The sequence below is a fragment of the Ruegeria aquimaris genome (assembly GCF_025751555.1).
In the GTDB taxonomy this organism is placed as follows: Bacteria; Pseudomonadota; Alphaproteobacteria; order Rhodobacterales; family Rhodobacteraceae; genus Ruegeria_B; species Ruegeria_B aquimaris.
Genome location: NZ_JAOWLB010000004.1, coordinates 275,384 through 296,894, shown reverse-complemented (window position 1 = coordinate 296,894; position 21,511 = coordinate 275,384). Strand labels below are relative to the sequence as shown.

Genomic DNA, 21,511 nt, shown 5'->3' with positions numbered 1-21,511 from the left:
TCCTCTGGTCAGGTCAGTGTCCCGAGGGGCGCGCGGCCCCTCGGGTTTCAGGGGCTTACTCCGCCGGGCGCAGCTTGGCGGCCTCTTCCTCGGACGGCAGATAGGCCGCGCCATCAGCATAGGTCCAATCCACCATCTTGGGCTGGCCATCGACCAGCGCGGTCTTGCCCACATAGGCGCCCATGGTCGACTGGTGGTCGGCGGCCCGGAACATGAACGGGCCGGTCGGGCTGCTGCTCACTTCCAGACCTTCCATCGCGGCCAGCATGGCGTCGGTCTCGGTCGAGCCTGCCTTGGTGATCGCTGCGGCAATCGACAGGACCGAGTTATAGCCCACGATCGAGCCGGTCTTGGGCGCCTCGCCGAACTTGGCGATATAGGCCTCGGCAAAGGCCTTGTGCTCGGGCGTGTCGATGTCGGTCGAGGGGTAGCCGGTGACGATCCAGCCATTCGGCGTCTCGCCCTGAAGCGGCTCCAGATACTCAGGCTCGCCCGTCAGCAGCGACACCACCGGACGGTCGTCGAACAGGTAGCGCAGCGATCCTTCGCGCACGAACTTGGCGAGGTCGCCACCAAAGGTGACGTTGTAGATCGCGTCGGGCTTGGCCGCCTCAAGCGCGCGCACGGTCGGACCGGCGTCGATCTTGAAGACCGGCGGCCACTGTTCCTCGACAAATTCCACATCGGGGCGCAGGCGCGTCAGTTCCGCCTTGAAGGCCGCGACCGCATCCTGCCCATAGGCATAGTTGGGCGCCACGGTGGCCCATTTCACCGCGTCAAGCTTGGCCGCCTGTTCGGCCAGCATCGCGGCCTGCATATGGGTCGAGGGACGCAGGCGATAGGTGTACTTGTTGCCCTTGGACCAGACCAGCGCATCCGAGAGCGGCTCGGATGCGAGGAAGAACACCTGCTTCTGGTTTGCGAAGTCGGCAACTGCCAGGCCGATGTTCGACAGGAAGGTGCCAAAGATCATCACCGCGCCTTCCTTGGCGATCAGTTCCTCGGCGATGCGGATCGCCGTGGCAGGGTCGCCGGTATCGTCGCGCGCGATCACCTCCAGCTGCTTGCCCAGCACCCCGCCATTGGCGTTGATCTGCTCAACCGCCAGTTCCCATCCCTTGCGGTAGGGTTCGGTAAAGGCGGGCAGGCGGGTATAGCTGTTCACCTCGCCCAGCACGATGGTGTCGGCGGCGCGGGCCAGTTGTGGCGACAGTGCCGCCAGCGGCAATGCGGCCAGAGCGCCCAGTACGGTACGTCTGATCAGTGTCATTTCAGTCCTCCTGTTGATCTGATAAGTGCGGCCGGTTGTTCCGACTTCTGCAGGTTTGATCGGTGAAAGTAAATTTGTTTCAGTGTGTTAGCGCAACCCATCCTTGCCTTCGGCCTCGGCGTGGGTCAACCCGCCGACGCGCGGCAACGGGCGGCCACTGTCGGTCACGGCCACCGCGACCATGATTTCATTGGCGCGCGGCGCATCGTTCAGCCGCACTTCGATTCCGTCGAAATGGCTGCGGACATAGGCCGCATCCTTGTGGCCCAGCGGCACGTCCAGCACCTGTCCGGGGCTGCCCATCTTCTTGGACGAGGGCACCAGTGCCGCCCCCTTTTCCACCGCCTTGCGCAGGGGGGCGCCCAGTTTCGGATGCAGGATGGCGGCGGCGTGTTCCAGCTCGCCATTCTCGCCGACCATGGCGGATTTGCCGTAGCTTTCAGCCTGTTGCGGCGTGATCCCCAGCGCCTGCACACAGCGTTCGCCCAACAGCGCGCCAAGCTCGGCACCAGTGTCCATCAGCTCGGTCAGGTCATCGACATAGCGCCCGGCAAAGGGGTTCTCGATCACCGCCACGGCCACCGCCTTGCGGGTGGGCGGGTCGATCTCGCGGCCCGCTTCGATCCGGGTTTCTTCAACGATTACAGCGATCTTGCGGATCTTGGTCATCTCAGTCCGTCCTCTCCCTTGATCTGCCAGGCCTCCAGCCCGCCCGAGCGCGAATGCACCCGTGGACCGGTGGTCATGACGAGCGCCAACGCGATCTCGTCGGCGCGCGGTGCGTCGTTGCAGCCGACCTCCATACTGTCGAAATGACTGCGCACATAAGCGGCGTTGATATGGGTGATCGGGACGTCGAGGCGGGAACCTAAGCCACTGACTTTCTTGGCAGAAGGGACGATGGCGTTGGCCTTGCCCAGCAGTTGCCGCATTGCGTATCCGCCCGGCGCGTGCCAGAGCGCGCCATGTTCCAGCTCGCCCGCCTCGCCGATCAGGGCCCCCTTGCCGTAGCCCTGGATGTTCTCCGGCCCACCCAGCATGTCCAGGAGTTGCTGCGCCATGCTCAGGCCGAGGGGCTTGAGGTCTTCCATAAAGGGTTGGATATCAACCACATAGCGTCCGGCGAACGGGTTCTTGATAATCGTCATGACCGAGGCCCGGCGCAGCGGGATTTCCGCCACCGGCCCGCCTTCGTGATAGATTTCCTCCAGCGCAGACACGGTCTTGCGCACAATGACGTCAGGCATGTTCAAGGGTCTCCCGGCGGGTTGGGGTTATCGTCTTGGGCGCGCCCGCCGTGGCGGCGTGACCGCGCAAGTACAGGTGGGCGGCCTGGATTCTGTCCGTTTTGTACAGGGATTCGGCCAGCGATTGACCGTTTTGTACAGCGGTTTCCGTCTCACTTTCGGTGAGCGGACCGCAGTTCGTGACCACCGGTCTGTCGCCCAGATCGCTGTCGTCCTTCACCGTGTCGGCCGGCGCGCGGCGGATTGCGGGGTGGCCGGGCAGGTCGGTCGCATTGGCGATGAGCGTGGCCGCCGCGTCGGCGGCGGCGGCGCTGCGGGCCAGAACCGTGACGCTCTCGGCGATGCCGAGGCTGAGGCTGCGGCCACCGAGACCCGAGGTGGCGATGCCGCCGATCCCGTCACCCGCGCCGACCGAGATCCGGCCAAGGTCGCGCCCGTCGGGCGTGGCCATGGCGAGGGTGAATCGGGCGTTGCCTGACAGGTGCAAGGCGATGTCGCCGCCGTTGTTCACATAGGCACGGGTCAGTGGCGTGGCGGCCAGCATCGCGGCCAGCACCTCGTCGGCGACAGCCCCGGCGACGGCGGCCATTCGGGTGAGGCGCAATGCCATCAGCGGGCGGCAGGCAGCATCCATGCGCCGGGCCACCGGGCCAAGGGGCAGGAGGGCGTCAGGCACAAGTTCGGTTTTCAGGAGCGGCAGTTCACCGACCAGTTCCTCCAGCACCGTCTGGAACCGCGCGGTCGCGGCGGCAAACGCGGCCTCGCGCGCGCCCGGTCCACCCTCGGCCCCGATGATCAGGTCGATGGGCCCGTGCTGCAAATGCAGCCGTTTGCCGTCGGGCAGAAGGGCGGCGGCGGCTCCGGTCATCCGGCATCCCCCCGCGACCAGCGGTAGTTCTCGCGCGCGTTGGGGTCGGGCTGTTTTTCGCGCTTGGCCAGCTTGCGGTCGCGTTCCGAGACCACCTGTGCCACCGGCTTGATCTCGGCCACATGACCGCCGAGCGTGGCATAGTCGCTGACCCGCATGGTAAACTCGATGGGGGCCACCAGCGCAGGCGTAGGCACATAACCGAAGGAGTTCGAGGGCATCTCGGTCACGTCCACCATCACGGTGATGCCGCCGCCGGGCCAGACATAGGCCGCCGCCCCGCCGCAGGAGACATGGGTGAGCGAGGATTTCACCGATTTGGTCAGCCGCACCGGGTTCTCTGTCACGCCCGCGCGCAAGGAGCCGCCCGCGCCGCCCATGAACAGGACCGAACAGACCGAGGGTTCGCAGTTTTCCGCGATCAGCTCTGCCGAGGCGCGCAGTTTTTCGGGGATCGGTACCGGCTGCGGCACCAGATCGGTGTCCAGCTCGTAATAGGCGAACTGCTCGCCCGTGGTGGAGACCATCATCAAGCGCAGGCCGGGCCAGGCCACATCGGGTTTGAACTTGTCGAGAATCACCAGCGGGTCCTCGACATCGGTGCCGCCCCAGCCGGTGCCGGGATCGGCCACCTGGAAATAGCGGCCCGGCGTGGAGCGGCGGCCCTTGATGCGGATGCCGGTGGGCGGCACGTCGAGCATCTTGCCCGCCTGATGCTCGCTGAGTACGCCGGTGATATGGTCGTCGACCACCACCACGTCATCGGCATGGCCCAGCCATTGTTTCGCGAACATGCCGATGGCGGCGGAACCGCAGCCGACGCGCATCAGCTTTTCCTCGACCCCGTTGATGATGGGGGCGCGGCCCGCCTGCACGATCAGCGTGGTTTCATGGCCCGGCTCGCCGATCACCATCTCGACCGCTTCGCAATTGCACAGGCGCAGGAGCGCGTCACAGGTGACGCGGCCCTCTTTCTTGGAACCGCCGGTCAGGTGCTCGACGCCGCCCAGCGACAGCATCTTGGAGCCGTATTCGCTGGTCATCACATGGCCGATGGGCTCGCCATCGACCCGCACCACGTCGCGTTCGTGGCCGATATGGCGGTCGGTGTCGATCTTCACCTTGACGCCGCAGTAAGAGAAGATGCCCTCGGTCACCACCGTGACCATATCGACGCCCTCTACCTCCTGGCTCACAATAAAGGGGGCGGGCTTGTAATCGGGATAGGTGGTGCCGGCGCCGACGGCGGTGACAAAGGCGCGGTTCTGCTGGACGATGTTGCCATCCCAGTCGTCGCCTGTCTGCGCATCCTTGAGGAAGGGCACGACGCGGGTGCTGCCGCTTTCGATCACGGTGAGCGCATCGAGGCGGACCAGCTCGCCGCCATGGTTGGCATAGCGGTCGCAGGCGCCGGATTTGCCATCGGCGATGTAGCAGAGCACCGGGCAGGCGTCGCAGCGGATCTTCTCGGGGCGGATACGGTCAGTCATGTCCGGCTTCCTTCAGCGCGGCGCGCAGGCGGGCGGGGGTGACAGGGGTCTGGCGGAGCGCCACGCCGGTGGCGTGGCGGATCGCGTTCAGCAGTGCGGGGGCGGTGGGGATCAGAGCGTGTTCGCCCAGCCCCTTGGCGCCATATGGCCCGTGTTCGTCCGGATCCTCGATGATCAGGGTTTCGATCGGGGGGACGTCGCCAATGGTGGGGATCAGGTAGTCGTGAAGGTTGTCGGTGCGGCCGGGGATGTATTCCTCCATCAGCGCCATGCCGAGACCCTGGGCGATGCCGCCCTCGACCTGGCCCTCGACCAGGGCGGGGTTGACCGCGTGGCCGACGTCATGGGCGGCGGTGAAGCAGAGCGGGCGGATTGTGCCCAGTCGCGTGTCGATCTCGACCACCGCCAGATGGGCGGCATAGCCGAACTGGGCGTAAGGCACGCCCTGGCCGTTCTTGTCGAGCGGTTTGGTGGGTGGGTCGTAGGTTTCGGAGGCGCCGAGGACATAGCCGTCGGCGTCCGTGGGCAGGTCGGAAAGGTCGATCACATGGGTACGGCCATTGTCGGTGACATGGATCCGGCCCTGGTCGAGCGTCAATGTGGCCTCGGGCCCGGCATTGACGCGGGTCAGGATCGCGGCGCGCAGCGCGGCGCCTGACAGCCTTGCGGCATTGCCGGTAACAAAGGTCTGGCGCGAGGCCGAGGTCTTGCCCGCGTCCGGCGTCAGGTCGGTATCGGCGCCGACCAGTTCGATCCGGTGGGTCGGGATGCCAAGGGCGGTGGCGAAAAGCTGGGTGATGACGGTATTGGCGCCCTGGCCGATATCCATCGCCCCCTGATGCAGCACGAGTGTGCCATCGGCGCGGATGCCGCATTTGATGGTCGAGGGGTTGGGCAGCGAGGTATTGCCGCAGCCATACCAGCCCGCCGCGATGCCGACGCCGCGTTTCAGGACCGAGTTTTCGGCGTTGAAGGCCTCGGCCGCCGCGCGCTCGCGGCTCCAGTCGGGTTTCAGCGCTTCCAGGCAGGCGCGGATGCCGACGCCCTGGGTGAACACCTGGCCGCAGACGGTGGGCTGGCCGGTGCTCAGCGCGTTCTTCAGGCGAAACTCGAGCGGATCCATCCCCAGTTTTTCGGCAAGCTCGTCGAACAGGGTTTCCTGCGCGATGGCGGCCTGAGGCACGCCAAAGCCGCGAAACGCGCCGGACGGCGGGCTATGGGTGTGGATACCCTGCGCCTGGGCCCGGTAGTCGCGGATGAAATAGGGGCCCGAGCCATGCACCGGCACCCGGTTGGCCACGGTCGGGCCCCAGCTGGCATAGGCGCCGGTGTTGAAGCGGCCCTGCAGCGCGAACCCCTTGAGCCGCCCGTCTGCCGTGGCGCCGATGCGCAGGTGCAGCTCGGAGGGGTGGCGCTTGGTGCTCATCTGCATCGACTGCACCCGGCTATAGGCCAGCCGCACCGGCTGCCCCGTCTTCAGCGCCGCTATCGCCAGATAGGGCTGCACCGACATGTCAAGCTTCGACCCGAAACCGCCGCCGACGCCGGTGGGGATGATGCGGATGCGATCAGGGCCAAAGCCCAGCACCATCTGGAGCCCGTCACGGTCCAGTACGGGGGCCTGGGTGCAGGCGTGGACCACCACCTTGTCACCGTCGAGATAGGCATAGCCCGCCTCGGGCTCGATATAGGCATGTTCGACAAAGGGGGTGGCATAGCGCCCCTCGACCACCACGTCCGAGGCAGCAAGCGCCGCCTCGGCATCGCCGCAAGCGACAAACCCGGTGACCATGACATTGCCCGCGCGGTCCTTGTGCAGCAGAGGTGCGCCGGGGGCGGTGGCGTCCGCGACGTCTTCCACCGCGTCGAGGCGCGTCCATGTCACTGGAAAGAGAGTGAGGTCGAGCGTTGCGGCCACATCGGGCGGGGCGACGATGGCGGCGACGGGTTCGCCGCGAAACCGGGTTTCGGTCTCGGCAAACACGGGCTGATCCTCGAACCCCGGCATCACGCCGAACCGATTGCGGCCCGGTACGTCGGCGGCGGTCAGCACCGCCACCACGCCCGCGTGGGCGCTGTGCCAACTCTCGATATCGCCGAGCGTAAAGCTTGCGCGGGGGTAGGGCGCGCCGACCAGCAGGATCTCCAGCGTGCCCATGGGGGCGACATCGTCGCCATAGGCCTCGGTTCCCGCCACCTTGCCGGCGCCGTCGAGCCGGGGGATGGCCGCGCCGGAATGTCCGTCGCCCGCAGGGGCGGCGGGCAGAGGCGCGCCCGCCCGCATCACCGCCTGGATGATCTTGCGATAGCCGGTGCAGCGGCAGAGCACGCCGCCAAGCGCGTCCAGCACCTGCGCCTCGGTGGGTGCCGGTGTCTCGCGCAGCAGAGCGGTCGCCGCCACCATCATGCCGGGCGTGCAGATGCCGCATTGCGCCGCACCATGGGCGAGGAAACTGTCGCTGAGCTTCTGCGCCACCGGATCGGTGGCCAGCCCCTTGAGCGTGTCCACCCGGCGGCCCGCCACCTGATGGGCAGGGGTCAGGCAGGCGCAGACCGGGGCGCCGTCGACCAGCACGGTGCAGGCGCCGCAATCGCCCGCGTCGCAGCCCACCTTGACCTCGCGCGCGCCGCAACGCTCGCGCAGCATCCGCGACAGGCGTTCGCCCGGTTGCGGGGTGGCGCGGGCGGGGGTGCCGTTCAGGGTGAAATCCGTTGTTGTGGACAAGGGACGGTCCATCACTGTCCTCCTGCGGCGCGGATGGCGCGGGCGATCTGTTCGGCCACTGCATCCAGCCGGTACCCGGCGCTGCCGCGCACGTCGTCGATGGGCGAGAGCGGGGTGAGATGCGCGGGGGTGACGCGGATATCTTCGGGGCACTGGCCGATCAGGTCGGCCTCCAGCGCGGTCAGGCGTTGTGCGACGGGCGAACAGGAGCCGACAGCGACGCGCGCATGGTCGATCCGGCCGCTGGCGTCGCGCCCGATCACGACCGCGACCATGGCGATGGAAATCACCAGATAGCGGCGGCTGCCGAGCTTGTCGAAGGCGCCCGCTGAATGGGCGGGCGGATCGGGCAGCAGGATGGCGGTGACCATTTCGGCGGGGGCAAGCGCGGTGCGGCGGACACCGGTCAGGAACTCGGACAGCGGCAATTGCCGCGTTCCCGAGGCAGAGGCCAGTTCCACCTGCGCATCGAGCGTGAGCAGAGGTGGCACACCATCGGCGGCGGGCGAGGCGTTGCAGAGATTGCCCGCAATGGTGCCCGCATTCTGGATCTGGATGCTGCCCACCTCGCGCGCGGCCGCCTGTAACCCGGCAAACGCGGCGGGCAGGTCGGCGCGGGCGATCCGGGTCCAGCTGGTGGCGGCGCCGATGCGCCAGCCACCGGGGCCGTGGGTGATGCCGGTCAGGCCTGCGATCCGGGTGATGTCGAGCAGGTCGCGTTTCAGCGGCGCTGCGCCGCGCGCGGGATAAACATCTGTGCCCCCCGCCACGATGGTCACGTTGCCGGTGGTCAGGTGGGTCAGGGCATCGTCCAGTGTCTCGGGCGCGTGATAGTGCATCCTTGGATCGGTCCCGTCCTGTGGTTGCCAATCTTGTTAGTGTGCTAACGGTATGTCCGGGGTTCGATTCGTGTCAATCCCCAGTTCCATTCCCTGTGTTGGCCGCTTGCGGAAGGAGGGTTTCACCTGCGCGGGGCTGCGTTATTGTTGGGCAAACCTGTTACCGGAGCCCGGGCATTTGATCGAACTGCGCGACCTGCAACTGCTCAGCGCCCTGGCGCGACACCGGCATTTTGCCAAGGCGGCCGAGGATTGCGGCATCTCGCAACCGGCCTTTTCCATGCGCATCCGCAACTTGGAGGAACGGTTGGGCGTCACCATCGTGCGCCGGGCCAACCGGTTTCAGGGGCTGACCGAAGAGGGCGAGATGATCGTGCGCCGCGCCCGCCGCATCCTTGGCGATGCACGGGCGCTGGAACAGGAGGTGGCGGCGATCCGGGGCGAGATCTCGGGCGCGCTGGTGCTGGGGGTGATCCCGACCGCGCTGGCCTTTACCGGGCGGCTGGTGCGACGTCTGCATCAGGCGCATCCGCGCATCGTGGCGCGGATCGATTCGATGTCCTCGACCGCGATCCAGCAGGGGCTGGATGACGGAACGATCGACGCGGGCATCACCTATGGCGACAGTATCGGCACCGATCTGCGGCATGTGCAGCCGCTGTATGAGGAAACCTATGTGCTGCTGGTGCCGGATCACATGACCGATGCGACCGGGCCGATTCCGTGGTCGCGGGTGGCCGAGTTTCCGCTCTGCCTCTTGGAGCCGCAGATGCAGAACCGGCGTATCCTGGACCGGATCTTTGCCGAGCAGGGGCTGCATCCGCGGGTGGTGGCCGAGACCAGCGGATTTACCGCCGCCATGGTCATGGCGCGCGAGGGGCTGGCGGCGGCGGTGGTGCCGCGGGTTCTGGTGCGGGCGCTGGGCGCGCTGGAGGGGTGTCGGGTGCTACAGCTAGTCGATCCGGTGGTGTCGAAACCGATCTGTATGGCGACCTTGCAGCGCGACCCGGAACTGCCGGTGTTGGCGGCGTTGCGGGACGTGGTGACCTCTTTGCGGTGATAAGGTGTCGTTATCGTGCGATTGATAATGACGATTTGACGATATGTATGGCTGATGAGACACGGGCTCTGAATCGGAGGGCATCATGGCACCATTGGACAGCAAGCCTGCGGGCGACGGACAGGGCGTCTGGAAATCGGGCAAGGGCAAGGGGCGGCACACGCCTAAGGGCCGCATCTATTCGGACGAGGCGCTGGCCGAGGTGCAGCGCCTGCTGGGCGACCGCCCGCGCCGGCGCGATCTGCTGATCGAGTTTCTGCACCTGATCCAGGATGCCCATGGCCACCTGTCTGCCGACCATCTGGCGGCACTGGCCTATGAGATGAAGGTGGGGCAGGCCGAGGTTTACGAGACCGCGACATTCTACGCGCATTTCGACGTGGTCAAGGAAGACGAGGCGCCGCCGCCCGCGCTGACCATCCGGGTCTGCGATTCGCTGAGCTGCGAGATGGCGGGCGCGCAGCAGTTGCAAAAGGCGCTGGCGGACGGGCTGGACCCGGCGCAGGTGCGGGTGCTGCGGGCACCCTGCATGGGCCGCTGCGACACCGCGCCGGTGCTGGAGATCGGCCATAACCATATCGACCATGCCACGCCGGAAAAGGTGATGGCGGCGATTGCGGCGGGGGATACCCATGCGCATCTGCCCGACTATCAGGCGTTTGATGCCTATGTGGCCGAGGGCGGGTACGAGAGCCTGAAGGCGTTGCGCGAAAACGGCGACTGGCAGGCGGTACAGGAGAAGGTTCTGTCCGCCGGATTGCGCGGCCTGGGCGGCGCGGGCTTCCCCTCGGGCCGCAAATGGGGCTTTGTTCGGGCCAATGCAGGGCCGCGTTACCTGGCGGTGAACGGCGACGAGGGCGAGCCGGGCACGTTCAAGGACCGCTTCTATCTGGAGCGCACGCCGCATCTCTTCCTTGAAGGCATGCTGATCGCCGCCTGGGCGGTCGAGGCCGAGACCTGTTTCATCTACATGCGCGACGAATATCCGGCGGTGCTGGAGATCCTGCGGCGCGAGATCGCGGCGCTGGAGGGCGCGGGGCTGGTGGCGCCGGGCTATATCGACCTGCGCCGGGGCGCGGGCGCCTATATCTGCGGCGAAGAAAGCGCGATGATCGAGTCGATCGAGGGCAAGCGTGGCCTACCGCGCCACCGGCCGCCCTTTGTGGCGCAGGTGGGCATTTTTGACCGGCCGACGCTGGTCCACAATGTCGAGACCCTATATTGGGTCGCGCGGATCTGCCGCGAGGGGGCGCAGATCCTGAACTCGGTTGAAAAGAACGGTCGCAAGGGGCTGCGTAGCTATTCGGTGTCGGGCCGCGTAGCGAAACCCGGCGTCTACCTGCTGCCGGCGGGATCGACCATTCTGGACGTGATTGATGCGGCGGGAGGCATGGCCGAGGGCCACAGCTTCAAGGCGTATCAGCCGGGCGGGCCGTCGTCGGGCCTTCTCCCCTCTCGCATCGACGACGTCCCGCTCGATTTTGACACCTTGCAGCCGCTGGGCAGCTTTATCGGCTCGGCGGCGGTGGTGGTCCTGTCGGACCAGGATACCGCGCGCGACGCGGCGCTGAACATGCTGCGGTTCTTCGAGGATGAGAGCTGTGGCCAGTGCACGCCCTGCCGGTCGGGTTGTGAAAAGGCGGTGCAGCTGATGCAGGCCGAGCGCTGGGATACCGAGCTGCTGGAGGATCTGTGTCAGGTGATGGCCGATGCCAGCATCTGTGGTCTGGGGCAGGCGGCGCCGAACCCGATCCGTCTGGTGATGAAACATTTCGCGGACGAGATCTGATGCGCGGCGGAGTTCTCCTGTCGCTGGTTCTGGCCGCTGGCCCGGCGCTGGCGCAGACCGCGCCTTATTCCGGTCAGCAGGAGCGGGACGTAAGCTCCTTTTCCGCCGAGGATCTGGAGCAGCTGCGCGCGGGCGCGGGCTGGGGTCTGGCCAAACCTGCCGAACTGAACGGCTGGCCGGGTCCGCGCCATGTGCTGGACCTGGCCGATGAGCTGGGCTTGAGCGAAGCGCAGCAGGAAGAGGTGCAGGCGGTCTATGACGCCATGCGCGCGCAGGCGGTCGAACAGGGGCAGGCGCTGATTGCCGCCGAGGTGGCGCTGGACGCGGCCTTTGCCAGCGGTGAGATCGACGAGGACAGTCTTGTCGAGCTGCTGGGCGCGGCGGAACGGGCGCGGGCCGAGCTGCGCCAGACCCATCTGTCCGCCCATCTCGCGCTGGGGCCGGTTCTGACCCGGCACCAGAAAATGACATATAACAGCCTGCGCGGCTATGGCGACAGCCATGGTCATGCAGGTCATACCGGCCATTGACAGGAGTTCACCCATGCCAGACGGCAACGCAATCCAGCAGGTGACATTCAATCTGAACGGCAAGGACGTGAGCGTCCCCGAGGGTCTGACCATCTGGGAGGCCGCGCATGGCCGGGGCCTGGTCATTCCGCATCTGTGCCACAAGCCCAGTCCCGGCTATCGCCCGGACGGCAACTGCCGTGCCTGCATGGTCGAGGTCGAGGGCGAGCGGACGCTTGTCGCATCCTGCATCCGGCCCGTGGCCGAGGGCATGGTGGTGAAGACCGAAAGCGCCCGCGCCGAGAAGGCGCGCAAGATGGTGGTCGAGCTGCTGGTCGCCGACCAGCCCGAGGTCGCGCATGACGTCTCCAGCCATTTCTGGGACATGGCGGCGGCCAATGGCGTCAGCGACAGCCGGTTCCCGGCGCGCGACGCGGCGCATGTGCCGCTGCTCGATGACAGCCATGTGGCGATGCGCGTCAACCTCGATGCCTGCATCAACTGCAATCTCTGCGTGCGCGCCTGCCGCGAGGTACAGGTCAACGACGTGATCGGCATGGCCGGGCGCGGACATACGGCGCAGGTGGTGTTCGACCAGAATGACCCGATGGGTGCCTCGACCTGCGTGGCCTGCGGCGAATGCGTGCAGGCCTGCCCCACCGGCGCGCTGATGCCTGCGACCGTGCTGGACAGCTATCAGCATGGCGACAGCAAGGATTACGACCGCGAGGTCACATCCGTCTGCCCGTTCTGCGGCGTGGGCTGCCAGCTGAGCTTCAAGATCAAGGACGACAAGATCAAATATGTCACCGGTGTCGATGGCCCGGCCAACGAGAACAGGCTGTGCGTCAAGGGGCGGTTCGGGTTCGATTATATCGACCACCCGCACCGTCTGACCAAGCCGCTGATCCGGCGGGAAGGCGCGCCCAAGGGGCTGAACGTCGATCCGGCCAACCCGCTCACGCATTTCCGCGAAGCGAGCTGGGACGAGGCGCTGGATTTTGCCGCCAAGGGCCTGGCCGATCTGCGTGCCGAGAAGGGCAGTTATGTTGCCGGGTTCGGCAGCGCCAAATGCTCGAACGAAGAGGCCTATCTGTTCCAGAAGCTGATCCGTCAGGGGTTCGGCCATAACAACGTCGACCATTGCACCCGGCTGTGCCATGCCTCCTCGGTCTCGGCGCTGCTGGAGAATGTGGGCTCGGGCGCGGTGACCGCGACCTTCAACCAGATCGAGAACGCGGATGTGGCCATCGTGATCGGCTGCAACCCGATCGAGAACCATCCCGTCGCGGCCACCTATTTCAAGCAGTTCACCAAGCGTGGCGGCAAGCTGATCGTTTGTGACCCGCGCGGCGTCGGCATGGGCAAGTTCGCCACCCACCGGTTGCAGTTCAAGCCGGGCGCGGATGTGTCGATGCTGAACGCGATGATGAGCGTGATCGTCGAAGAGGGGCTGTATGACCAGGCCTATATCGACCAGTTCACCGAGAACTGGGAGGAGATGAAGGCACATCTGGCCGACTACACGCCGGAGAAGATGGAGTCCATTTGCGGCATCCCGGCCGCGGAGCTGCGCGAAGCGGCGCGCACATTCGCCGCTGGCAAGGCGGGCATGATCTTCTGGGGCATGGGCGTCAGCCAGCATATCCACGGCACCGACAACTCGCGCTGCCTGATCTCGCTGGCGCTGATGACCGGCAATGTGGGCAAGCCCGGCGCGGGCCTGCACCCCTTGCGGGGGCAGAACAACGTGCAGGGTGCCTCCGATGCGGGTCTGATCCCGATGTTCCTGCCCGATTACCAGTCGGTCACGGATGATGGCGTGCGCTCGGCCTTTACCTCTGTCTGGAACTCGGGCGACTTCTCGAACCAGAAGGGGCTGACCGTGGTCGAGATCATGCATGCGATCCACCATGGCGACATCAGGGGCATGTATATCCTGGGCGAGAACCCGGCGATGTCGGACCCCGATGTCGACCACGCCCGCGCCGCGCTGGCGATGCTCGACCATCTGGTGGTGCAGGATATCTTCCTGACCGAGACCGCGAACTATGCCGACGTGATCCTGCCCGCCAGCGCCTGGGCGGAAAAGACCGGCACCGTGACTAATACCAACCGCCAGGTCCAGATGGGCCGCCCCGCCGTGGCGCCCCCGGGCGAGGCGCGCGAAGACTGGTGGATCGAGGTGGAGCTGGCGAAACGCCTGGGGCTTGACTGGAATTACAGCCATCCCAGCGAAGTGTTTGCCGAGATGAAGCGCAACATGAAATCGCTCGACAATATCACCTGGGCGCGGCTCGAGGGCGAGGCGGTGACCTATCCGTCGCTCAGCCCCGAGGACCCGGGGCAGGCCATCGTCTTTGGCGACGGCTTCCCGCGTGCGAACAAGCGGGCGCGGTTCACCCCGGCAAAGATCGTCGAGCCCGACGAGCGGCCAGATGCGGACTATCCCTTTGTGCTGATCACCGGGCGGCAGCTGGAGCATTGGCATACCGGCTCGATGACTCGGCGGGCCACGGTGCTCGACGCGGTCGAGCCCGAGGCCAACTGCTCGATGCACCCGCGCACTTTGCGGGCCATGGGGATCGAGCCCGGCGACACGATCCGGCTGACCACCCGGCGCGGCTCGGTGCAGGTGATGGTGCGCGCCGACCGGGCGGTGGCCGAAGATAACGTGTTCCTGCCCTTCGCCTATGTCGAGGCGGCGGCCAACATCCTGACCAATGCGGCGCTCGACCCGTTCGGCAAGATCCCCGAGTTCAAATATTCGGCCGTGCGCGTCGAGAAAGCCGAAGCGCTGGCGGCGGAGTAGATCTTTTGCGAGGCTCTGCCTCGCGCTCCGGAGTATTTTGAACCAGAAAGAAGCAGCACCGCGCATATGCTTCTTTCTGGTCAAAAATGCCTCCGGGGGTGAGGCCCGCAGGGCCGAGGGGGCAGCGCCCCCTTTGCGGCTTGTCGGGCTGGGCGGGCGCTTTTAACCTGAGCGCAAGTTGCGCAAAGGAATGTCCATGGCCCGTCGTTTTGTCGATCTGTCCGTCCCGCTGGAAACCGGGATCGTCTCCGATCCGCCGATCATGCTGCCCGAGATCGAGTATCTCAGCCACGAGCAGACCGCCGAGCAGGTGATGTCCTTTTTCCCTGGGCTGAAGCGCGAGGATCTGCCGGGCGGCGAGGGCTGGGCGGTGGAGCGGCTGAGCGTGGCGACCCATAACGGCACCCATCTGGACGCGCCCTATCATCACCATTCGACGATGAACAACGGCGAACGGGCGATCACCATCGACGAAGTGCCGCTGGAGTGGTGTTTCAATCCGGGCGTGAAGCTGGATTTCCGTCACTTCCCCGATGGCTACGTGGTCCGCGCCGAAGATGTCGAGGCCGAGCTGGAACGCATCGGGCATGTGATTCAACCGCTCGATATCGTGGTGGTCAATACCTCGGCCGGGGCGCGCTATGGTCAGCCGGATTACCTGATCAAGGGCTGCGGCATGGGGCGCGCGGCGACGCTGTACCTCGCCGAACGCGGTGTGCGGGTGACCGGCACCGATGCCTGGTCCTGGGACGCGCCGTTTCCGCTGACCGCGCGGGCCTATGCCGAAAGCGGCGATGCCTCGATCATCTGGGAGGGGCACCGCGCCTCGATGGAGATCGGCTATTGCCATATGGAGAAGCTGGCAAACCTGGACCAGCTGCCCCCCACGGGCTTCACCATTTCCTGTTTTCCATTCAAGATCAAAGGCGCAAGCGCGGGGTTCACCCGTGCGGTGGCGATTTTCGAGGACTAGAAGCGCGATGACAGAAGAGACCCCGCAGAGCGGCCATGACGGCCCCTATCCGGCACCGGTCGATGTGCGCGGCTTCACCGTCAGGTCGGACTGGATCGACTATAACGGCCACATGAATGTGGGCTATTACGGCGTGGCCTTCGATCAGGCGCTGGACGTGATGCTGGAGGAGCATCTGGGCACCGGCAAGACCTATGCCGAGACCGCGGGCGCCGGCCCTTACATCCTGCAATCGCATGTCCAGTTCCGGCGCGAGCTTCTGGAGGGCGAGGGGTTCCGGGTAGAGTTCCGGCTGCTCGATCACGATGCAAAGCGGCTGGTCTATTTCGCCCGGATGGTCTCGGAGCGGGACGATGCCCTTTGCGCCACGCAAGAGGCGCTGTTGATGAATGTCAGTCAGGAGACCGGGCGCGGCGCGCCGTTTCCGGCCTGGGCCCAGGCGCGGATCGCGCGGATGGCGGCGGCGCATGGCGCGCTACCGCCCGATCCGGCGGTTGGGGCAGCGTTGGCCATTCGCCGCGCCTGAGCGGAAACGAAAAGGACCGGCGCGGGGCCGGTCCTTTCTGGTCGCGTGCTGCGGTCAGACCGCTTCGAAGTCCATTTCCGGATCGTCCAGAAGGTCTTCCGGTGGCATCTCGTCATCCTCCATCGGCTGGGTCATAAGCCCGAAGATGTCGTTCAGCGTCGGGTGATGCCCGGATGTACCCCCGCTGGCATAGACCACCGTTTCGCCCTCTCCGCCGCAGTCGGACGGTTCGCCGGTAAAGGCGGGCAGAGACTCCCATTGGCTATCCCAGCAGGTTTCGGAGCCCTTGGTGCCGCCGGACCCTTTGGTGCCACCGGACCCTTTGGTGCCGCCGGAGCCTTTGGTGCCGCCGGAGCCTTTGGTGCCACCGGAGCCTTTGGTGCCGCCGGAGCCGTTGGTGTCGCCGGACCCTTTGGTGCCGCCGGACCCTTTGGTGCCGCCGGAGCCTTTGGTGCCACCAGAGCCCCTGGTGCCGCCGGAGCCCTTGGTGCCGCCGGACCCCTTGGTGCCGCCGGACCCGTTCGGGTCGGTTTGGGTGCCCGCCAGGGTGTGCTGATACCAGTCGTCGAAGCAGTCCCCTTCGACCCCGCCGTTATGGTAGGAGTCAGTGCCGCTGGCGGCCGCGTTCAGCGCATCGGCGCGGGTCAGCAGCTCGGGGTTTGCCCCGTCGGTATTCACCGCGACCGAGATGCTGTTCAGGTCGATGTCCTGCAAGCTGAGCGGGCCGTCATTCGACCACAGGGTGAAGTTCACATCATGAACCGCCCCGCCGGTGCTGGAATCCGCGCCGGTTCCGAACTGGAACGCGCCATCGAAGTTGATTCCGGCATTGAACCCGTTCGACAGTCCGTTGACAGCGTTGGCAAGGCCCTGATGGCCGGTCACCTGACCCTGGTTGTCGGACGGGTGGAAGTTGAGACCCGCGACACGGGCATCGTCGGCCATGTTGAAGAAGAAGCCGTCGAGATCGGGTTCGGTTCCGTCAAAACTCGTGGGCGAGAGGCGGAAGAACAGCTCTCCGCTGGCCAGTTGCGAGACCTCGACAGTGACCTGGCCGTCTTCGCCGACCTGGAAAGACGTGGTGATCTTGCCATCGGTCGGCGTGCCGCCGTCTCCGGAGCCCTGGGTGCCCCCGCATCCCTTGGTGCCCCCGGATCCGTTGGTGCCACCGGAGCCTTTGGTGCCGCCGGAGCCCTTGGTGCCGCCGGATCCCTTGGTGCCACCGGATCCCTTGGTGCCACCGGAACCCTTGGTGCCACCGGATCCCTTGGTGCCACCGGATCCCTTGGTGCCACCGGATCCCTTGGTGCCACCGGAGCCTTTGGTGCCACCGGAGCCTTTGGTGCCACCGGATCCCTTGGTGCCACCGGAGCCTTTGGTGCCACCGGAGCCTTTGGTGCCACCGGACCCCTTGGTGCCGCCTGAGCCTTTGGTGCCGCCGGAGCCCTTGGTGCCGCCGGAGCCTTTGGTGCCGCCTGAACCCTTGGTGCCGCCGGAGCCGTCCTGTTCTTCGTCATCTTGGCTCTGCCAGCGTGAAAACGAGTAACGGCCGCCGATATGCGAGTCGTACCAGGATGAGAAACCCTGCCCCTCGATGCCGCCGTTATGATAGCTCTTGGTGCCCCAGCCGCACTGGCCACCGTGCCAGTTCCATCTTCCGTAACCCATAACACTATTCCCCAAATGGTAACGGCATTCGACCCTCACGAATGCCCTGCGGTTCAACCGGCAAGTTGGCCGGTTCGTTTGCGTGACGAGCAGAGTAGGGAAATGTGGCGGGCTCGGGCAAATTTGTGTCAAAATTGTGGCTCACCTGCTGGCGGCCCGGGTGCGACCGGAAACAATCCCGGGGAGCGCCGGGAATTGGCTGTGCGGCGACCGCCAATACAACCGGGAATCGCGCTAGTGCTGCGGGCGAATCGGCAATCGTGCTATCGCCGGTATCTGCGGGTCGAGCCTCGGCACGAGGCCGCCCGCATGGTGGAAGACCGGTAATGGTGACAAGGCGAGGCAAGACATGGCGGATGGCAAAAAGAGCGACAGGCTGACACGGATCGTCGAGGCGGCAGAGAGCCATTTCGGGCGGCCGGTCCAGAAAGTGACCGCGCCGGGTGGCGAGGGACGCTCGAGTTTCCGGTTACATTTCAACGATATGGACGTGATCGCCACGCTGCGCCCGAACTTTCGCCGGACCCATCTCGAAGCTTTTGTTCTGGAACAGTTGCGCGCCCATACCGATGATGTGCCCGAGTGTCTGGGCGTGGTGGGCGAGATCATGTTTCAGTCCGATGTGGGCCGTCGGCGCCTGAATCAGGAGATCGTGCGCCACAAGGAAAAGAGCCGCCTGGACCTGGCGGCCGAGGCGGTCGCGGCGATCTTTCGCATCCAGAGCGCGGCGCGGCGAACCGATCTGGGCCGGATGCTGCCGCATCTGGGCGCCAATGACGGCTGGGTGACCAGCCTGGTCGAGGCGGTAGACGCCTTGCAGCCCTATTCGATGGGAATCTCGCCGCAATTCGACCGCACGGCGGCGGCGGAACGGCTGGCCTATCCGGGGCGGCAGTTCGTGAAATGGGATTGCCGGTCGGGCAATGCCGCGCTGGACCGAACGGGCAAGCTGCGCTGGTTCGATTTCGAATATTCGGGGCTGCGCCACGGGGCCGAGGATTTTGCCTGGCTGATCGGCGACGAGGCCTGGCCGATACGGCCCGACCAGATGGCCGACGTTATGATCGATGCCTTCGACCCCGGCTGCGGCCACGAGATCGGCGACTATCTGGATTACCTGTCGGTCTATCTGACCTTCCACGCGATCCAGCGGCTGAAGCTGATCACGAAAGAGGCGAAAAAGCGCGGCTGGCTGTCCAAGGAGCGGGTGCGCAAATATGACGATGCCGGGGTGCATCCCGAGTTTGCCATGCAGATCTGCGGTGTCGGCGCCTATTATGCAGCGCAATCGCCGGTGACCGCGGCGCTGGCGCGCAATTTCGAGGCGGCGCAGGACTATTTCCGGGCGACCCTGAAGGACGGGCGCTCGCTGAAGAGCGCCTGAGCATGGATGGCGCCACCGATATCCTGAGCCTCGCCCTGGAGGCGCGCGGGCTGCGGGTGGCCACGGTCGAGCGGATGGAGGAGTTCACCGCGCTGCGCGACCGCTGGCGGGCGCTGGAGGGACGCGACCCCGAAGGCACCGTCTATCTGTCCTGGGACTGGCTGGCGCGGGCCTTTGCTGCCAATCCAGGCCGCTGGCGGGTGCTGGCGGTGTTTCACGGGCCGCGCCTGGTCTGTGTGTTTCCGTTGAAATACCGGGTGCACTGGAGCACCTCGCGGCAGGAATTCCAGTCCGAGATCGAGGCGGGCGGGCGGCTCTTGTGGAGCGAATATACCGGGTTCCTGTGTGAACCGGCCTACGAGGACAAGGCGATGGCCGCGCTTGCCGAGGCGCTGCGGCAGCGCCCCTGGGCGCGTCTGTCGATCCGGTACGAGGGGTCGCGGGCGCGGGCGGCCAAGTTCATGGCCGCGTTTCCCGCAGAGGACTATTCAGCGCGCCACCGGGAGTATTTCATCAACAAGGGCGAGACCGACAACCTGATCTGCCCCCGGGTGCAATTGCCCCCGGAGTATGAGGACTGGCTGTCCACCGGCCCCAGCAAGAACGCGCGCCAGAAGATCCGCCGCTTTACCCGCCGCTATCTGGACAGCGGTGAATGCACGCTGACCCATGCCTCGGGGCCCGAGCTGAAATCCGACATCGCGGCGCTGCTCCGGCTGTGGATGCGCAAATGGGCGCCGGTCAAGGGGTCGGAGGTCGCGCGGCAGGTGGCGGCGAATTACCTGCGCATCCTGACGGCGGCGAGCCAGATGGGGCTGCTCTACCTTCCGGTGCTGAAGCGCGACGGGCAGGTTCTGGGCGCGCTGGGCCATGTCGTCGATCCGCGCATGCGGCGGGTGCATTTCATCGTCGCAGGGCGGGACGAAAGCGCCGAGGGGCATTTCATCGGCTTGCTGCTGCACGCCAAGGCGATCGAATGGTCGATCGCGCAGGGGCATGAGATCTACGATTTCTGCCACGGCAACGAGCCCTATAAATACAGTTTTGGCTCCGAGGAGACGAAGCTTGCCTATTTCACCATCCGGCGCCGGGATCTGACCGGGCCGGGCGGGCCTCTGGACCCGATGTCGCGCAAAGAGGCGCTGGGCCGGGTGCTGTCCTTTGTCGAGGCGGGCAAGAGCGCGGAAGCGGCGGCGGGCTGCCGCCAGGTCCTGGGGTTGCTGTAAGCCGTCCGCTGTCCGGGATTGCTCAGCTGCGGTCGGGGGAGAGTTCCGAGGCGAGGAAGTCGATGAAGACGCGGACCTTGGGCTGAATGTAGCGCCCCGCCGGGTAGAGCGCGAAGACCTCTTGTGTCTGGTCTGGCAGATCGGGCAGCACGCATTCGATCCTGCGGTCGGCCAGCGCGTCGGCGCACAGGAAATCGGGCAGCAGCGCCACCCCCATGCCATTGATCGCCGCTTGCAAAAGCGCCGGGCTGTCGTTCACCGCGACATCGCCCTGCACCGGAACCTGCTTCTGGGTGCCGTCGCTGTCGCGCAGCCGCCAGGTGTTCTGGCCCGCCCGCTGGGACGTACCGAGCAGCCGATGGTCAAGCAGGTCGGCCGCTGACTGCGGTCGTCCGGCACGGTGCAGATAGTCGCCGCTGGCAACCAGCAGCAACCGGTAGGTGCAGAGCCTGCGCGCCCGCAGGGCCGAGTTGCTGAGCGGTCCGCGGCGGATGGCCATGTCGAAGCCGTCGCCGATCATCTCGGACTGGGCATCGCCCAGGTCCAGGTTCACACGGATGTCGGGATATTGCGCCAGAAACGCGCCCAGCATCGGCGACAGGACATGCGCGCCGAAATCGCGGTCGCAATTCACCTGAAGCAGCCCCGAGGGCGACCCGTGCAACTGCGCGACCAGCGCGTCGGCGTCGCCCGCATCGTTGAGGATACGGCTGGCGCGGTCGTAATAGGCCAGCCCGATCTCGGTCGGGTTCACCCGGCGCGTGGTGCGGTTGAGAAGGCGGGTCCCGAGACGCGATTCCAGGGCCGAGATATGTTTGGACACCGCGGATTTCGACACGCCCATCTTGCGGGCGGCATCGGTAAAGCCGCCCTCTTCCACCACCGTGGCAAAGGCTTCCATTTCGGTCAGCCGTGACATTCGGATTCTCCTGATCCCGTGGTTCAACAGTGTTCAGCCCGCAGGGGGGACCGGGGGCTGGAACGGTATTCTGGCAAGCTGCGGGTCGCGGCGTGCCGCTGCCCCGCACGGTGCAGATGGGGACGGAAAAACACTGTTTGCCGCGAAATCGCGCCAGACTCTTTCGAAAACCCGCCATTTCTTGCGCCGGGGCGCGGGCAGGGGGC

At 66.1% G+C, this 21,511-nt stretch carries 17 protein-coding genes; 8 read left to right on the top strand and 9 right to left on the bottom strand.

Annotation, left to right across the window (positions count from 1 at the left end; all coding sequences use genetic code 11):
• Positions 1-55: 55 nt before the first annotated feature.
• The 7 genes from OE747_RS08565 to OE747_RS08535 form a co-directional block, all read right to left on the bottom strand.
• Positions 56-1,270, bottom strand: coding sequence for an ABC transporter substrate-binding protein (locus OE747_RS08565; RefSeq protein WP_263828186.1), 1,215 nt, complete (start codon positions 1,268-1,270; stop codon positions 56-58).
• A gap of 87 nt (positions 1,271-1,357) precedes the next feature.
• The gene (locus OE747_RS08560) at positions 1,358-1,939 is read right to left on the bottom strand and encodes an amino acid synthesis family protein (RefSeq protein ID WP_263828185.1); all 582 of its coding nucleotides are present in this window, start codon (positions 1,937-1,939) and stop codon (positions 1,358-1,360) included.
• Positions 1,936-2,517, bottom strand: a complete 582-nt coding sequence (locus OE747_RS08555; protein ID WP_263828184.1) for an amino acid synthesis family protein — start codon at positions 2,515-2,517, stop codon at positions 1,936-1,938. The genes OE747_RS08560 and OE747_RS08555 overlap by 4 nt, the downstream gene beginning before the upstream one ends.
• Entirely contained in the window at positions 2,510-3,385 is an 876-nt protein-coding gene (locus OE747_RS08550; RefSeq protein WP_263828183.1) for a UPF0280 family protein, read from the bottom strand. The genes OE747_RS08555 and OE747_RS08550 overlap by 8 nt, the downstream gene beginning before the upstream one ends.
• The gene (locus OE747_RS08545; RefSeq protein WP_263828182.1) at positions 3,382-4,875 is read right to left on the bottom strand and encodes a 6-hydroxynicotinate reductase; all 1,494 of its coding nucleotides are present in this window, start codon (positions 4,873-4,875) and stop codon (positions 3,382-3,384) included. Before OE747_RS08545 ends, OE747_RS08550 begins: the two co-directional genes overlap by 4 nt.
• The gene (locus OE747_RS08540) at positions 4,868-7,612 is read right to left on the bottom strand and encodes a molybdopterin-dependent oxidoreductase (RefSeq protein ID WP_263828181.1); all 2,745 of its coding nucleotides are present in this window, start codon (positions 7,610-7,612) and stop codon (positions 4,868-4,870) included. Before OE747_RS08540 ends, OE747_RS08545 begins: the two co-directional genes overlap by 8 nt.
• Positions 7,612-8,439, bottom strand: a complete 828-nt coding sequence (locus OE747_RS08535; protein ID WP_263828180.1) for an FAD binding domain-containing protein — start codon at positions 8,437-8,439, stop codon at positions 7,612-7,614. The genes OE747_RS08540 and OE747_RS08535 overlap by 1 nt, the downstream gene beginning before the upstream one ends.
• Positions 8,440-8,617: 178 nt before the next feature.
• Here OE747_RS08535 and OE747_RS08530 point away from each other — a divergent pair, with 178 nt between their 5' ends.
• The 6 genes from OE747_RS08530 (at position 8,618) to OE747_RS08505 (ending at position 16,108) form a co-directional block, all read left to right on the top strand.
• Entirely contained in the window at positions 8,618-9,499 is an 882-nt protein-coding gene (locus OE747_RS08530) for a LysR family transcriptional regulator (RefSeq protein WP_263828179.1), read from the top strand.
• 85 nt (positions 9,500-9,584) lie between these two features.
• Entirely contained in the window at positions 9,585-11,288 is a 1,704-nt protein-coding gene (locus tag OE747_RS08525; RefSeq protein ID WP_263828178.1) for an NAD(P)H-dependent oxidoreductase subunit E, read from the top strand.
• Complete coding sequence (locus OE747_RS08520; RefSeq protein WP_263828177.1) at positions 11,288-11,818, top strand: Spy/CpxP family protein refolding chaperone; 531 nt, start codon at positions 11,288-11,290, stop codon at positions 11,816-11,818. Before OE747_RS08525 ends, OE747_RS08520 begins: the two co-directional genes overlap by 1 nt.
• A 13-nt stretch (positions 11,819-11,831) precedes the next feature.
• The gene (gene fdhF / locus OE747_RS08515) at positions 11,832-14,609 is read left to right on the top strand and encodes a formate dehydrogenase subunit alpha (protein WP_263828176.1); all 2,778 of its coding nucleotides are present in this window, start codon (positions 11,832-11,834) and stop codon (positions 14,607-14,609) included.
• Between the two features lie 196 nt (positions 14,610-14,805).
• A complete protein-coding gene (locus OE747_RS08510; protein ID WP_263828175.1) occupies positions 14,806-15,582 on the top strand; it encodes a cyclase family protein in 777 nt (258 codons plus the stop codon).
• 7 nt (positions 15,583-15,589) lie between these two features.
• Positions 15,590-16,108 (top strand): thioesterase family protein, encoded by a 519-nt coding sequence (locus tag OE747_RS08505; protein WP_263828174.1) that lies wholly within the window; start codon positions 15,590-15,592, stop codon positions 16,106-16,108.
• Between the two features lie 54 nt (positions 16,109-16,162).
• Here the strand turns inward: OE747_RS08505 and OE747_RS08500 are convergent, their stop codons facing one another.
• Entirely contained in the window at positions 16,163-17,776 is a 1,614-nt protein-coding gene (locus OE747_RS08500; RefSeq protein ID WP_263828173.1) for a hypothetical protein, read from the bottom strand.
• A gap of 349 nt (positions 17,777-18,125) precedes the next feature.
• On the opposite strand from OE747_RS08500, the gene OE747_RS08495 reads away from it, so the two are divergent.
• On the top strand, positions 18,126-19,160 hold the full coding sequence (locus OE747_RS08495) for a hypothetical protein (protein WP_263828172.1): 1,035 nt from the start codon (positions 18,126-18,128) through the stop codon (positions 19,158-19,160).
• Between the two features lie 2 nt (positions 19,161-19,162).
• Positions 19,163-20,386: a GNAT family N-acetyltransferase gene (locus OE747_RS08490; protein ID WP_263828171.1), complete on the top strand. Its 1,224-nt coding sequence runs from the start codon at positions 19,163-19,165 to the stop codon at positions 20,384-20,386.
• A 22-nt stretch (positions 20,387-20,408) separates the two neighbouring features.
• Here OE747_RS08490 and OE747_RS08485 read toward each other — a convergent pair whose 3' ends face one another.
• Positions 20,409-21,305 (bottom strand): LysR family transcriptional regulator, encoded by an 897-nt coding sequence (locus tag OE747_RS08485; protein ID WP_263828170.1) that lies wholly within the window; start codon positions 21,303-21,305, stop codon positions 20,409-20,411.
• Between the last annotated feature and the right edge of the window lie 206 nt (positions 21,306-21,511).

Bases quoted from the DNA above. Each gene is read 5' to 3' on its own strand.
- OE747_RS08565 (WP_263828186.1), bottom strand. From the start codon at position 1,270: ATGACACTGATCAGACGTACCGTACTGGGCGCTCTGGCCGCATTGCCG.
- OE747_RS08560 (WP_263828185.1), bottom strand. From the start codon at position 1,939: ATGACCAAGATCCGCAAGATCGCTGTAATCGTTGAAGAAACCCGGATC.
- OE747_RS08555 (WP_263828184.1), bottom strand. From the start codon at position 2,517: ATGCCTGACGTCATTGTGCGCAAGACCGTGTCTGCGCTGGAGGAAATC.
- OE747_RS08550 (WP_263828183.1), bottom strand. From the start codon at position 3,385: ATGACCGGAGCCGCCGCCGCCCTTCTGCCCGACGGCAAACGGCTGCAT.
- OE747_RS08545 (WP_263828182.1), bottom strand. From the start codon at position 4,875: ATGACTGACCGTATCCGCCCCGAGAAGATCCGCTGCGACGCCTGCCCG.
- OE747_RS08540 (WP_263828181.1), bottom strand. From the start codon at position 7,612: ATGGACCGTCCCTTGTCCACAACAACGGATTTCACCCTGAACGGCACC.
- OE747_RS08535 (WP_263828180.1), bottom strand. From the start codon at position 8,439: ATGCACTATCACGCGCCCGAGACACTGGACGATGCCCTGACCCACCTG.
- OE747_RS08525 (WP_263828178.1), top strand. From the start codon at position 9,585: ATGGCACCATTGGACAGCAAGCCTGCGGGCGACGGACAGGGCGTCTGG.
- OE747_RS08520 (WP_263828177.1), top strand. From the start codon at position 11,288: ATGCGCGGCGGAGTTCTCCTGTCGCTGGTTCTGGCCGCTGGCCCGGCG.
- fdhF (WP_263828176.1), top strand. From the start codon at position 11,832: ATGCCAGACGGCAACGCAATCCAGCAGGTGACATTCAATCTGAACGGC.
- OE747_RS08510 (WP_263828175.1), top strand. From the start codon at position 14,806: ATGGCCCGTCGTTTTGTCGATCTGTCCGTCCCGCTGGAAACCGGGATC.
- OE747_RS08505 (WP_263828174.1), top strand. From the start codon at position 15,590: ATGACAGAAGAGACCCCGCAGAGCGGCCATGACGGCCCCTATCCGGCA.
- OE747_RS08500 (WP_263828173.1), bottom strand. From the start codon at position 17,776: ATGGGTTACGGAAGATGGAACTGGCACGGTGGCCAGTGCGGCTGGGGC.
- OE747_RS08495 (WP_263828172.1), top strand. From the start codon at position 18,126: ATGGCGGATGGCAAAAAGAGCGACAGGCTGACACGGATCGTCGAGGCG.
- OE747_RS08490 (WP_263828171.1), top strand. From the start codon at position 19,163: ATGGATGGCGCCACCGATATCCTGAGCCTCGCCCTGGAGGCGCGCGGG.
- OE747_RS08485 (WP_263828170.1), bottom strand. From the start codon at position 21,305: ATGTCACGGCTGACCGAAATGGAAGCCTTTGCCACGGTGGTGGAAGAG.